The organism is Alteromonas hispanica (genome assembly GCF_010500915.1).
Taxonomy (GTDB): Bacteria; Pseudomonadota; Gammaproteobacteria; order Enterobacterales; family Alteromonadaceae; genus Alteromonas; species Alteromonas hispanica.
This window is the reverse complement of record NZ_JAAAWP010000006.1, coordinates 1-13,101: the sequence shown is the minus strand read 5'-3', so window position 1 is coordinate 13,101 and position 13,101 is coordinate 1. Positions and strand designations below refer to the sequence as shown.

Sequence of the window (13,101 nt, the reverse complement as noted above, 5' to 3'; positions counted from 1 at the left end):
GTGCACATCAGCGACTTCGACTCTCCTATTGAATATTACGATAAACGTTTTGGCGTTCAGGCAATAAAGTTATTACCTGGACAATATGCAGTAACGCAACAAGAAAAGCTGCTAGTTACCGTGTTGGGGTCATGCGTTGCTGCATGTGTTTTCGACCCATCAAATGGGGTGGGTGGGATGAATCACTTTATGCTGCCATCAATTAATAAAACCGCCAACGAGCTTGAGAAAAGCGAATGTATGGCAACGAAATATGGCATTTATGCCATGGAAGTGCTGGTTAATGAGTTAGTGAAGTCGGGAGCAGAAAAACGCAGATTACAAGCCAAAGTATTTGGAGGAGGAAGAGTTGTTCCATCGTTTATCCAACACGATGTAGGCAGGTTTAATGCCGAATTTGTGGTGAATTTTTTAAACACAGAACGTATTCCCATCGTCGCCAGTGACTTGTGCGAAGAATACGCCAGAAAGATATACTTTTTTCCCGCAACGGGAAGTGTATTTATGAAACGAATTCATGAGCTAAACAACAGCACTATTATAGAGCGAGAAAGTCAGCATCGCTGGAAACTCTCGGAAAACCCCGTGGTAGGTAGCATAGACTTATTTTAGGATCTTTAGTTATGACAATAAAAGTATTGGTGGTAGATGACTCGGCTTTAATAAGGCAAATACTGGGGGAAATAATTAAAAGTGAATCTGATATGGAGCTAGTTGGCACGGCACCTGACGCATTTGTTGCAAAGAAGCTAGTTCTAGAGAAGCAGCCCGATGTCATTACTCTAGATATAGAGATGCCTAAAGTTGACGGACTTCGTTTTCTTGAAGTGTTAATGAACGCAAAACCTACACCGGTGGTGATGATATCTACACTGACAGAAAAAGGTGCCGATGCGACTTTTCGATCATTAGAGCTTGGAGCTACCGACTTTGTTGCAAAACCTAAAATAGGTGTAGCAGAGGGAATGGCGGCGTATCACGAACTTATAGTGGACAAAATTAGAACCGCCGCCCGGGCGAGAGTGAAAAAGCCGGCTCAAGCGCCAAATAAGAATTCTGCTGTTAAAACTATTAGTTACCAAGGAACGGAAAAGCTTATTGCTATAGGGGCATCTACTGGAGGCACTGAAGCTATAAAGGAGGTGCTGTCTACGTTTCCCGCCAATGCACCTGCCACAATTATTACGCAGCACATGCCTGCAGGATTTACAGCTACTTATGCGAAGCGACTCAACGCTGTGTGTCAAGTTACCGTTAAAGAGGCAAAAGGTGGCGAACGTCTTTTACCGGGGCAAGCTTACCTCGCGCCTGGCGATAAACACATGGAAGTAGAGAGAAGCGGCGCAGATTACCGTATTAGATTAAGCGATGGTCCCCGCGTTTCTGGGCACAAGCCATCGGTAGATGTGCTATTCAACTCTCTATGTAAAAGCGCTGGAAGCAACGCCATTGGTGTTTTGCTTACTGGGATGGGAAGTGACGGAGCTGCTGGGCTCCTTGAAATGCGCAATGCAGGTAGTGAGACGTTCTGCCAGGATGAGGCAAGCTGCATTGTGTTTGGTATGCCTAAAGTAGCGATAGAAAAGGGCGCAACAAAAAAAGTTGTTGCTTTGTCTGAGATGGGCAAAGAAATACTAGAAACGGTCGATAAAATGGCAGCAAGCAGCCGACTTTAGTTACTAGCATTTCTGCAAATACCTAAGAGCGTGTTTAAGCAAGGTAAAAGTGAAGTTAAAGCCAATTCGGTGTTAAAGGTTGAGGCTTACTTTTTTAGGTGTTTAAATACCGGCGATAATTTATTACGTTGCCATAAACTGCTGTTTCGTGGCCACCTCTAGGGATGGGGTAATTATCAAAACTTGCAAAAAGCGTAAATCTATACGATAGAAGTATGGCGTGTTGATAAGAGTTGTTTAGTCTTACCCATACTATGGGGTCAGTATAAGGGCGTGTTAAAAATAAGCAGTTTTATTACTGCGTATAATTTTCAACACCTAAAAATAATAAATGACCTGCTATAGTTTTTTCCAGATTTAGCGCAAAGCACGGGCCAGAAAGGCTTGAAAACATACTAGAAAAATACGAGCAATCGGGGACTCTTATGAAGCAGCATACAATTATCGCACTTTCAGCCATTGTTTTTTCATCTTCAGCATTAGCCAACGGTGGTTTTCAGCCAACAAAAAAAGAATGTGTTAATGTTGGCAAAGAAATAGTTAGAGTGAGCGGAGAGATGGAAACCACAACGTCGAGTATCCAAAAATCTTGGCTTAAGCGCCAGTTAAGCGCTTTAAATACAAAGCGCTCTTCGTGCAGCGTAAAAGGGTTTGAAGAGAAACGTCCAGAATTGGCAAAGCTTTAAAATTTTGTTCAGACAATGAAGAAAAGAAACCTTGCTTATGGCAAGGTTTTTTTGTTTACAGCGGAGGAAAAACAGTTTCAATTAAATCGCCTAAAGCTTTAACTGAGTAATCTGCAGGCAAGCCTAGCGGATACATCATTTTACCCGGCCTTTCAACAAACATAGTTTGCATGCCTGCGGCTTTTGCGCCGCTCACATCCCACCCGTGAGCAGCAACCATCATTGCTTCTCTTGGTGTAACGTTGGCTTGTCGGCACGCCCAGTGATAAACACTTGGAAAGGGTTTATAAGTGCGAATATTCTCCACGCTTAGCGTTAAATCAAAATATTTTTTTATGTCTGCGTAAGAAAGCTGGGCGTCGAGTCCACTAGATGAAGAGTTTGAAAGTGCTACCAGGGTGATATTTTGATGTTTGAGGGCTTTAAGAGTATCCGTAACGTCATCATGAGCAGGCAAAGAGGTAATGTGTTTTTTTATTGTCTCCTTTGCTTTGTCTTGCGTTAAACTAATGCCCTTACTGTAAGCCACCATAACAAGAGCGGCAGCGCCAATATCGATAAAGTCGTGAAATTGTGACGAAGCGATATCTACTAGACTATGGTGAAGTAAATTTGCGAACCACAAATCAACTAACGTTTCATTGCCGTCTAACACAGAAGCGAGTCCTGCCCTCATTGCTCCAATATCAAGTAAAGTTTCGTTCACATCAAATATCAACGCTTTTATCATTATTGTAGTAACCTTTCATTTGTGCTGCTATGACAGGCTTTTTTCTCGCTGCAGATGTTCATACCATCGCTACAGAGATTAATACCATCGCCACAGGCGTTAAGATCATCGATAAAAGAGCTAAACACTTGCCGTTTCCAGTACGCTGGCTATCCCTTGCTTATATTAAAAGACATAAGCATTTCATCGAGTATGTCATTTAAGTTGGTGAGCTTTTCTGATGTGATAAAAATGCTCATGTTTGATTCAACCTTGATATCACCGACAGACAAATCTTTTTCAAAGGTATTATCAAGGGCTGTTTGCACTCTTTCTAAAAATGTTCGGGCACTGCGCTCTTCAATATTATGCAGACACAAAATGAACTGTTCTGGGCCAAACCGGCCAAGGATATCGCTGCCTCTCACCACGTGCTGAAGTGTTTTTGCAATTTCTCGAAGCACGTAGTCACTTTTTGTTGATCCAATCTTTCGATTTAATTCTCTGAAGTTACTTAAATCAAAAACTGCGATAGCGATGGCTCGATCATTATCGGGCGCATCAAGTTTATTAATGCGGTTAATAGACGTTTGCGCATTCAATAGCTCGGTTGTTGGATCTATTGCTTTTCGGGCAAGATGTTTTTTGCGTAAGAAAATGGCGAGGCCAGCTACAAATATGATAAATGCTAAAATAGCAATGAACAGTGTATTTTGGCGCAGTCTTTCAGCTCGCTCTATCTCAAACTCGAGGTCGTAAATTTTATTGTAAAGGTTGGCTGCCCCAAGGATCTTTGCTGAGCTTTGGCTGGATTTAATCTTTTCATTAACTCTTGTTGTGTAAGCCTCAAGTGCGGATTTTGCACCCTCTAGGTCGTTTAGTGCGATGAACATTGATAAGTTGAAACTAAGATAATCCAAATTCATCCTAAATTTCTCAGGAATAAGAGAGTCATTTGCTTTCATGTTGCTTAGGTACTCTTCAACACAAAAAAGGTCGTTTTTAAACAAACATATTTCTGTAGAGTGCCAGTTATATAGCGATTGATAGAAAGAATTTGAAACGGCAGACAGAGCCTCTTTAAACTCAGGTAGATGATACGCTAGTTTGTTATAGTCTTGCTGCTTTCGGTAATAAATTTGCAGTGAGTATTGATATAAAAAGTTGGTATAAGAGTTTCCAATTTCTTGATTCAGCTGCCCTAGCTCAAGTATACGTTGATAGGCTTCTTCTGTTTGGCCGCTCGAGACCAAAGATACAATAGCACTAATTAAAATAGAGACTTTGTTACTGCCTTGATACACCTGTAAGCCAAGTTCATGTGCCTTTACATACTGCTCAGCTGCCAGTGCGTGTTGCCCTAAACTGCCATAAACAAGGCCGATACTATTGTGAATGTGCGCAAGTTCACCGGGGCTTCCGTTATCTGAATAACGGTCTAAGACGTTGAACATTTTACCGAGACGCTCTGAAACAGAATCTTCATCTGAGCAATATGTGATGATGGCTAATGAGGCGCTGGTGAAGATGTCGCTGTGCTTTACAGGAGAGGATAAGCTCTTGGCTTGTTCGTAAAACTGACAGCGGGCAGGATGCTCTTTTGAGTCATAAATGAAACCTATTTGATAAATAGCTGAAGCAAACGCGTAAGACTCTTTGTCAATGTTAGGCTGTTCAATACTTTCAAACAGCGTATTTTGAGCTTCATCATAGTTTCCTGCACAAATAAGAAATTGTGTTCTTGCAGAGGAGAGGGCGAAGCGTTGTTGAGCCGTTAGCGTTTCTTTAGCTAATGTAGCGTCTAGCTCTGGAAGTAGGCTTGCGTCTGGGCAGTCGTATGAAACAGATCTAACTTTTTCTATTACTGCTCGCACGTCGCCATCTTCAGCAAAAGAAAACTTGCTAAAAAGCAACGCTATAAAAATGAATGAGGTTACACAATATGTCGCGCGCATACGCATATTAATACTTTTCTAATTTTTTAATTATCATAGCCATTAATGATGAGAACTACTACCTCAGTTCAGCATAAGGTTGTTTTTATCCCAGGGTAAAGCAAATGCAAACCAAAACAGACTGGTTAGTGCAGTGAGGCTTCGCCAAAGCTCACTAAAATACCGACGCCTAACAATGCAAATACAGACCATATCATGGTTGCTCTCGTCGCTTTTTCGCCCAGTATGAATGCAACGCCTAGTGACATCAGTGCGCTGGTGGCAATAAGTGTTTGCACCACAGCGGCCTTTGCATAGGCAAAAGCAAACATTTGCAGGTAAATAGCTGCGGTTGTTCCCAATAGTGTGGCTAATACAAAGGCAGGCCACACTCGCTGGCCTTCATTGATAACGGGCATCCACTTTGTTTTTGTAACAGCGATAAAAGGAACTACGAACACCATTCCGCCAACAAGCCGTAAAAATGCTGCACTTGCCGCATCGACATCACCGCTCCCCAAGATATCTCTGCTAACTACAGCCCCAATAGCCTGACAAAGAGCTGCACCTACGCCAAAGAGGTATCCGCTGGTGGCAAATACATGCGTAGTATTGCGCTTACGTGCTTTAATCACCATGTCCACAGAGAACAGCACAACAGCAACGCCTATCCATTGTTGCCATGTTATCCACTCGCCAATAAAAGCCATGGCAAAAAGCGCTGTAAAAAGCGGCGCAAGGGTTTCAGCCACAAGCACTGCCTGGCTGTCGCCAATACTTTGCAGGGCCTTAAAAAAGCAGGTATCGCCTATTCCTATACCTATAAAGCCACTTACCAACAGCCATAAAATGGCGGAAGTAGAAAATAATGAGGGCTGAACAAAAGCTAAAACAATGGCGAGCAGCGCTATAGATATAAGGCCTTTCCAAAAATTCATGGTAAGTGGCGAAAAAGCATTGCCAGTACCACTGAACAAACGAGCTGCTATAGCCCAGCAAAGCGCAGTGCCTAAAGCTGCAAATACTCCCATTTATTTTCCTTTTAGTTAAATATTGTTGCGCGAAAAAGAGCGGCAATGCTACTTCAAAGTAAGCCATTACGTAAGTACGATTTCACACATAAGAAGTCTGTTTTTAATCTAAACGTAACTATAAGAGTATGTATACCAATGGCATTATTTGGCGCAGTATCAAATTATAAAAAGAGAAAAATAGTATGAATTTAGAAGGCATAAAGGGCGTAATATTCGACCTAGACGGCACATTGGTGGAATCGAGTTTAGATTTTTCGAGTATGCGTGAAACAATTGGCTGTCCTCAAAATGAAGACATTTTGATGTTTGTTGATGCCATTGAGTGCGAAAAAGCGAAGTCAGACGCGCACAATATTATTTTGCAACATGAAATAGAAGATGCACAAAATGCAAAGTGGCTTAACATTGGCCGAGCAATGGTTGAAAAAGCTCAGCAGCACAAATTACCAATGGCAATTGTTACTCGAAACTGTCGCGAAGCCACTGCAATAAAGCTGGCCAATAACGATATTCCCATCGACTATGTATTAACAAGAGAAGATGCGCCAGCAAAGCCAGACCCCACCGCGTTACTAATGGTTGCAAGCACATGGCAATTGCAACCTGAGGACTGCCTTTACGTTGGCGATTTTATTTATGACCAGCAAGCTGCGGAGAATGCAGGAATGCAGTGGTTGTTGGTTTAGACCTCTAAATTTTGATCAGGCTTTTTAGGTTTTAACGGCTCTACTGGCGATATAAAGTATCTGTCAGTTTCTTCAAACTGTAAATCACTGCTCCCTCCATATACTTTAGTATAATCTTCGGGTTGAAGTTCTTGATTGTTTAAAATTTGTTCGCTATTCATTGGTGTTCCTCGATAGATTTTAGAAAGCTCTGTTGAGCGAAATCGAGTAAAAATCAAAAAGGAATATGTGGAAATGCTAATAGGGACATTATCATTCAGATATGTATTTTTGCAGGGCTTTGTCCTAATTTTGATATTGATTATTCAGTTATCTCAATTTGTGAGCAAAGCTAGCGCCGATGATTTAGCCGGAAGAACCAAGTTTGCAGGTATTCCTGCGGGGGTCATAAGAGATGTAGAGTCGGACCAGCAGCGAGTCTATGTTGCAGCAGAAAATGGCGTTTTTGAAATTATAGGAGCGACTTCTAATAAACTGGACTATAACAAACCAGGAATTGAAACGGGAATTATTTCTGATATCCAGTTAGATGGAAAATACCTTTGGATAACAGAGTATGCGGTTGGTGTATTTAGGCTCGATTTAGAGACTCGAGATGTAGTAAAAGTATTTTCAGAACACAAATGGTCTACTTCTGTATGGGCAATTGCCGTTACTCACGACTATATTGCATTGTCTGTTATCGATGGTGTGGTAGTCGCAGATAAAATAACTCATGAATTACCCCCGATTAATAGTGATATTAACCACTTAACTCTTCAGGATGTATATTCGATTACTACGTCTGATAAGAATGAATTCCTCATCGCGACAAGAAATAGCTATTTAGCTATTTCACCATCAGAAAATCAAATTGAAGTAAAAGCTCTCGCTCATGATTTTTCAAAGCTGGACTACGCTACGTTTGTAAATGAAATAGACGGAAAAATCTATCTAGGCGGCAACTCCGGTTTCTACATTGTTGAGCCTGATGGGCGAGAGTCACGCTTTATTTCTACACCAGGCGAAGAACCTTCCAATATTGAGTATATATTCAAAAGTGCGGACGGAAATTTATGGGTTTCTGATGGAACATTGTGGCAACTTAAAGAGTCTTCGCTAGTCCGCCCTAAATTTATGAATCCAACTTTGTCATCTGAGGTAGTAACGACAATAGTAAAGATAGCTGATGGTCCCGATGAGTCCCTGCTGATTTCTTCTTCTCAATTAGGTCTAATTGCGGTTTCTAAATCTCAAAAAGCGGTAAACCTTCTCTCTCTTAACGAAGCTGTTCTCCGTAATAATATTCACGACATAACCCTCGAGGAGGAAGGCGTACTTTTAACCACTAATATTGGTATTTTCTCTTTAGATGAAACAACAGGGGTTATTCAGCTTCTTGATGAATCGTCCGGTTTAACCGTTAAGTGTATTCGTAAACAAGAGAAAGCGTTTATATATGCTTCAAACATATCAGCCCCCAAATTTTGCGCTAGTCAGTATCGTCATGTGGTAACACTTAATAATGATGAATTTTTTATTTATTTTGATGATGGGGAATCGGCGTATTATTACGCAATTCACGACGGAGCAATTGTTGATAGATTTAAAGCGCCGAGGTTTCTAATTTTTAGCACGCTTCTCTCTAGTGGTGAATTAGCTGGTTACGATGCTTTCGATAATGTTCATTTTCAACTCTCTAAGTTTAGCTGGCGATCTATAAGCGCAACTGAGGCTAAGTGGCAGGGACTTCAGTGTCTTTTGGAACGAAGCGATGTATTTCTAGTTTGTACGTCGGGCGCTGGGCTAAAAAGTATCAGTAAAAAAACGGGTGAACTTTCAAGCTTTCCGTATGTTCATCAAAACAATCTTCGTTTCATTAGAGGAGCAGTCATAACACAAGATGGTAATCTTTGGATAACTACAAACATGGGATTGTTTGTTCAAATGAGAAACGGCAATGCTTTGAAGAGGATTGCAAAGACTGAAGGTATTTTTGACGTAGATTTTGAATATAGGGGGGTATTTGACGTCAATGGAAAACTACTTATCTTGGGCGATAAATATTCATATATCATCGATGAAAAAAAGCTGCTTGAAAATTTGCCTTCAAATTACTCTACTGAGGTAAGCGCTGTTATTTCAAAAATAAGCTGGAATGATGAGTCTGGCAGTTACGAAAAATATTTTCCGGTAGAGACTTCACTGGAATTACCAAACAGTCTGGACGACATAAGTCTGAGTTTTGTATCTGAAAGCTTTCTCTATCATGGAACACAATCCCTAGAATATCGCATTGATAAAAATACGGGAAATTGGTCAGGTCATGACAAAGCGGAGATGGTGATTTCACTTAGTGACCTAGATGCCGGAGATCATTTAATTCAGGTGAGAGTCAAATCACCTAATGCGGTTGGACCTATCAAAAGTTTAACATTGACAGTGCAACCTCCTATCTGGGCATCAACGCAAGCGCTAGCGGTGTACGCGTTTTGTTTACTTTTATGTGTCGTTTTGTGGCGGTTTGGCTATTTTACTAATTTAAAGGGTTATTTGGTCTCAACCTCCCTCTATAAACAACTTACTCGCTACGAAATAACAGACGGCGAATCAAAATTTGAAAAAATGCTCAAAACAAAAGAGGAGCATATTAGCGAGATAACCCACGAACTACGAACGCCTATTCAAATCATTCAGGGTACGCTAGAAAACGTGAGTGATAGCGAAAAAGAGAGCGACAGCGTTTTGAAAAGTGTGCAGTCTAACATGCGGCGGGTTGAGCAATTAATAGAGCAAATGCAAAGTGATAGTCCTCAACTATCCAAGGTTTCTAACTATTACCAGTCTTATGACATTGAAAGCATGCGTCACATTGTTATGTCACTTGAGCCTTTAGCAAAAGCAAAACGGCAGAGTTTAGATATACGATCCAGAGGGGACGGTTCGGTCTCGCTCGTTACCGATAGCTTAGAGAAAATTATCATCAACCTAGTTGAAAATGCGATAAAGTACACAGACAAACTCGGTGTAATAAAAGTAACGTTTTTAATAGAGAACAAATCCTTCAAGGTAACGGTGAGTGATAACGGAGTTGGAGTTACAAAAGAGCAGCAGGCTTCAATTTTCGACCGCTTTGTTCGATTTAACAACACTGAAAGCGGAGAAGGATTAGGTTTATCCATCGTAAAAAACTTAGTAGAGCTAAACCAAGGCGAAATTCTTTTATATAGCAAACAAGGTGGTGGCACTAAAGTTTCCGTGGAATTTCCCATTGACGATACCGAATACATAAACGCTCAATCAAGTTTTCAAGATTCATCTGCATGGCGGGGAACAAAGCAAACGCTGTTAATTGTAGATGACAGCAGAGAGTTTCGAACTTACTTGTTTAATCTACTATCACCGAAATACCGATGCTTAGTGGCTAAAGACGGTAAGCAGGCATTCGAAGTGATGAAAACACACGTTGTTTCTTTGGTAATTTGCGATCAGATGATGGGTAAATCTGACGGCCTGTCTTTAACTAAGAAGATAAGAGAGCACGCGTCTCTATGCACCACGCTAATACTTATGCTAACAGCAAGCTCTGATGCCAGTGTAGAAAAACGTGCTCTTGAAATGAAGGTTGATTACTTTTTAATTAAACCAAGCTCAAACAGAGAAATAGAATTACGAGTAGAGCACCTTCTTTCGTTAAGAGGCGCATGTTTACAGACAGAAGATCAAAGCGAAGCCAATATATTTAAATATGGCTGCTTAAATATTCCAGAATTTAAAACAGAAAAAGACATGGCCTTCTACCTCTCTTTTATAGCTGTACTTGAAAATAACTACAAAGACGAAGAGTTTAATCGAGACCAAGCAGCGCAGGCGCTTCTTATCAGCCCGAGAAGTCTTAATCGCAGAATGGCTGAATTATTTGATTATAATTTCAGTGAATTTCTTTCTCGTTACCGAATCGAAAAATCTATCCCTATTCTTTTAGGTGGTAGCAGTATTCTAAATGCGTGTCTTGACGTTGGCTTCGCTACATCAGCGTATTTTTCCACGACATTTAAAAAAATAATGGGGGTACCCCCAAAAATGTATGTTGAGCAAAGATCTAGTATTACGCCCCAAGAAAAAGCTTAAATATACCTTCGTCTTTCCGCTAGAAAACCAATAAGTATGAAAGATGCAATATAAGCAGTACCTCGATACTGCCAAGGAACAAAAGCGAGCACGTGTTTTAAAAAAGGAGCGCCGTATAAAGTAAGCGCGCCGTAACCAAATGCACATAGCACAATAAATAGGCTGATACGGACAATAAAGTGGTAGGGCGCCAAAAGTCGTTTCACATGGCCATTTATTATATCCCCGTAAACCACTAATATTGTCGCCATAAGCATAATGCTCATTTCCGTGTAGTAAGGGCTTAATGCGCGAGATAGGGAATTTAATAATTCATTCATAAAAACTACTACTGTAAAGGAAGGGGTTAGACGCTCCGCGGCAATTTATAGAATAACGCTGCAGAGCTTATGCGCTTTTTGTTACTGCTGACAACTAGAACGCTATGATACTAATTTAACGATGAGTAAAAAAGTAGGCGCGAATTTCAATCGCGCTAGTTCGCTTTTAACAAGAGTGGTCAGTATGCGTTACGATAAATGTTTTCAATATCTTCAACAGTTAGTTGTTTAGGGTTGTTTCGTAAAAGCCGAGTAACCTTACTCGCATCCTCAGCTAACTGTGGAATAACTTGCTCTGGTATATCGAACTCTCTGAGTGTTCGGGGAATGCCTACATCGATACATAATTTATCAACGGCGTCTAATAGCGTAGCTATCGCCTTTTCTTTTCTAGTATCAGGCGGACAAACTTTCAGTAATAGGGCTACCGAAAAAAGCTTATCGCTACAAAATGGCGCATTTGCTCGTAGTACATGAGGCAGCATTACAGCATTACTCATACCATGCGACAAATGAAAGCGGCCTCCTAGGGGATAAGCCAACGCGTGCACAGCGCCAACCCCCGCATTGCCGAATGCGAGCCCAGCCATAAGACTGCCAGTTGCCATTTGTTCTCTAGCGACAAGGTTTTCTCCATTTCTATAGGCGTGTGGCAATGCATTGAATATCAAGGTCATCGCTTTTTCTGCTAATGCATCAGTAATTGGGCTGGCGTTAACTGATATAAATGCTTCTAGTGCATGAACAAATGCATCTACACCGCTGGCGGCTGTAATTGCTTTGGGGCACGAAAGTGTCATTTCAGGTGCAACTATTGCAACATCGGGTAACAAACAATGGCTAACTATGCCCTTTTTCACCTGTTCGATTGGGTCAGACAGAATGGCAATATTGGTAACTTCAGACCCTGTACCTGCGGTAGTTGGAAGCACAATAAGAGGAATATTTCTTTCTTTAATAAGGTTCTCTCCAAACAAGTCACTAATACTCCCGCTATAGTCATAAGTAGCGGCAAGCACTTTTGCCGCGTCAATAGCACTTCCACCTCCTAATGCTACAACTCCATTAACTTTTGATTTTTTAAGTAGCCGTACTTTTTCTTCAATTACATTTACTTCAGGCTCAGGGGGGATATCGTCAATTACAATAGAAGGTTCAATGGGCAACTTAGCGAGCAACTGTTCAAAAAGGCCGGCCTGCGATACACCCTTATCTGTAATTATCGCAAGGGAAGTCATTTTAAGACGATTCACTTCGTCGGCAAGAGCGTTTATTGCGCCTGGGCCTGTAATAAGCTTTCCGGCTGTTTTGAATTCAGAAATCTTCATAGCTTGTCGTGCACCCTTTAGAAATAGTTCTCTATGTAATTTATAGAAGATAGGCGTATATACAAATTAGTTGCGTTTATTGGTTTCGACAACCTATATGAATTGCAAAATGCGGGACAATACCTCTCTGTATTGCGCCAAAGAGGGAAATAGAATGCGTTGCATACGCGTGTTTGTATTTTTAAACGCCAGATCGTTCGATCAGTAATCAAAAAAGCAATAAATGACACTTTTTTTAAAATACTTGTTGACGTGAGCGCTCAGATCCCTAAAATGCGCATCCGCTTCGGGGGAAAAGCCAAACGGCAGACACTTTGAAGTTAGCCTCTACTACCTTTGTAAGGCAGTAAAGACGGGAGTTTCGAAGTTAGCTTTAAGAAAATAAATTTTCAAAAAGTGTTGACAGCAAAAACTTCCAGCGTATAATGCGCACCTCACTCGAACAGGGTGAGTCACCAAAAAGCAACGGCTTACGGTGAGATAGCGACGAAGTCGCTATGTTCTTTAACAATTTAGACAAGACAATCTGTGTGGGCACTCGTTAAGAGTGTCTATACGACGATTCATAATTCGATATATTTAATTGAAGAGTTTGATCATGGCTCAGATTGAACGCTG

At 41.0% G+C, this 13,101-nt stretch carries 11 protein-coding genes; 5 read left to right on the top strand and 6 right to left on the bottom strand.

The features are described from left to right. The 3 genes from cheD (at position 1) to GTW09_RS10580 (ending at position 2,362) form a co-directional block, all read left to right on the top strand. Positions 1-612, top strand: coding sequence for a chemoreceptor glutamine deamidase CheD (cheD, locus tag GTW09_RS10590; RefSeq protein ID WP_163111863.1), 612 nt, complete (start codon positions 1-3; stop codon positions 610-612). Positions 613-623: 11 nt separating this feature from the next. Then, positions 624-1,676: a protein-glutamate methylesterase/protein-glutamine glutaminase gene (locus GTW09_RS10585; RefSeq protein ID WP_163111862.1), complete on the top strand. Its 1,053-nt coding sequence runs from the start codon at positions 624-626 to the stop codon at positions 1,674-1,676. 425 nt (positions 1,677-2,101) lie between these two features. Beyond that, a complete protein-coding gene (locus tag GTW09_RS10580; RefSeq protein WP_163111861.1) occupies positions 2,102-2,362 on the top strand; it encodes a hypothetical protein in 261 nt (86 codons plus the stop codon). Between the two features lie 55 nt (positions 2,363-2,417). Here the strand turns inward: GTW09_RS10580 and GTW09_RS10575 are convergent, their stop codons facing one another. From GTW09_RS10575 to GTW09_RS10565, 3 genes are all read right to left on the bottom strand, one after another. Then, complete coding sequence (locus GTW09_RS10575; protein WP_163111860.1) at positions 2,418-3,092, bottom strand: haloacid dehalogenase type II; 675 nt, start codon at positions 3,090-3,092, stop codon at positions 2,418-2,420. A gap of 149 nt (positions 3,093-3,241) precedes the next feature. After that, positions 3,242-4,945, bottom strand: coding sequence for a GGDEF domain-containing protein (locus tag GTW09_RS10570; RefSeq protein WP_338024946.1), 1,704 nt, complete (start codon positions 4,943-4,945; stop codon positions 3,242-3,244). A gap of 206 nt (positions 4,946-5,151) precedes the next feature. Next, positions 5,152-6,036, bottom strand: a complete 885-nt coding sequence (locus tag GTW09_RS10565; protein ID WP_163111858.1) for a DMT family transporter — start codon at positions 6,034-6,036, stop codon at positions 5,152-5,154. Positions 6,037-6,221: 185 nt separating this feature from the next. Here GTW09_RS10565 and GTW09_RS10560 point away from each other — a divergent pair, with 185 nt between their 5' ends. After that, entirely contained in the window at positions 6,222-6,725 is a 504-nt protein-coding gene (locus tag GTW09_RS10560; protein ID WP_163111857.1) for an HAD family hydrolase, read from the top strand. On the opposite strand, the gene GTW09_RS17470 is transcribed toward GTW09_RS10560, so the two are convergent. Continuing rightward, positions 6,722-6,886, bottom strand: coding sequence for a hypothetical protein (locus GTW09_RS17470; protein WP_203565722.1), 165 nt, complete (start codon positions 6,884-6,886; stop codon positions 6,722-6,724). The two genes, GTW09_RS10560 and GTW09_RS17470, sit on opposite strands and share 4 nt — an antisense overlap. A gap of 73 nt (positions 6,887-6,959) precedes the next feature. On the opposite strand from GTW09_RS17470, the gene GTW09_RS10555 reads away from it, so the two are divergent. Beyond that, positions 6,960-10,835 (top strand): hybrid sensor histidine kinase/response regulator transcription factor, encoded by a 3,876-nt coding sequence (locus GTW09_RS10555; protein WP_163111856.1) that lies wholly within the window; start codon positions 6,960-6,962, stop codon positions 10,833-10,835. Here GTW09_RS10555 and GTW09_RS10550 read toward each other — a convergent pair. Together GTW09_RS10550 and GTW09_RS10545 are read right to left on the bottom strand one after the other, a co-directional pair. Beyond that, positions 10,832-11,155, bottom strand: a complete 324-nt coding sequence (locus GTW09_RS10550; protein ID WP_071978350.1) for a DUF3392 domain-containing protein — start codon at positions 11,153-11,155, stop codon at positions 10,832-10,834. The two genes, GTW09_RS10555 and GTW09_RS10550, sit on opposite strands and share 4 nt — an antisense overlap. A 179-nt stretch (positions 11,156-11,334) precedes the next feature. Further along, positions 11,335-12,483: an iron-containing alcohol dehydrogenase gene (locus GTW09_RS10545; RefSeq protein ID WP_163111855.1), complete on the bottom strand. Its 1,149-nt coding sequence runs from the start codon at positions 12,481-12,483 to the stop codon at positions 11,335-11,337. Positions 12,484-13,101: the final 618 nt, after the last annotated feature.

What these genes read in the sequence shown, in the direction of transcription:
- GTW09_RS10585 (WP_163111862.1), top strand. Translation starts at nt 624, where the DNA reads ATGACAATAAAAGTATTGGTGGTAGATGACTCGGCTTTAATAAGGCAA.
- GTW09_RS10580 (WP_163111861.1), top strand. Translation starts at nt 2,102, where the DNA reads ATGAAGCAGCATACAATTATCGCACTTTCAGCCATTGTTTTTTCATCT.
- GTW09_RS10575 (WP_163111860.1), bottom strand. Translation starts at nt 3,092, where the DNA reads ATGATAAAAGCGTTGATATTTGATGTGAACGAAACTTTACTTGATATT.
- GTW09_RS10565 (WP_163111858.1), bottom strand. Translation starts at nt 6,036, where the DNA reads ATGGGAGTATTTGCAGCTTTAGGCACTGCGCTTTGCTGGGCTATAGCA.
- GTW09_RS10560 (WP_163111857.1), top strand. Translation starts at nt 6,222, where the DNA reads ATGAATTTAGAAGGCATAAAGGGCGTAATATTCGACCTAGACGGCACA.
- GTW09_RS17470 (WP_203565722.1), bottom strand. Translation starts at nt 6,886, where the DNA reads ATGAATAGCGAACAAATTTTAAACAATCAAGAACTTCAACCCGAAGAT.
- GTW09_RS10555 (WP_163111856.1), top strand. Translation starts at nt 6,960, where the DNA reads ATGCTAATAGGGACATTATCATTCAGATATGTATTTTTGCAGGGCTTT.
- GTW09_RS10550 (WP_071978350.1), bottom strand. Translation starts at nt 11,155, where the DNA reads ATGAATGAATTATTAAATTCCCTATCTCGCGCATTAAGCCCTTACTAC.
- GTW09_RS10545 (WP_163111855.1), bottom strand. Translation starts at nt 12,483, where the DNA reads ATGAAGATTTCTGAATTCAAAACAGCCGGAAAGCTTATTACAGGCCCA.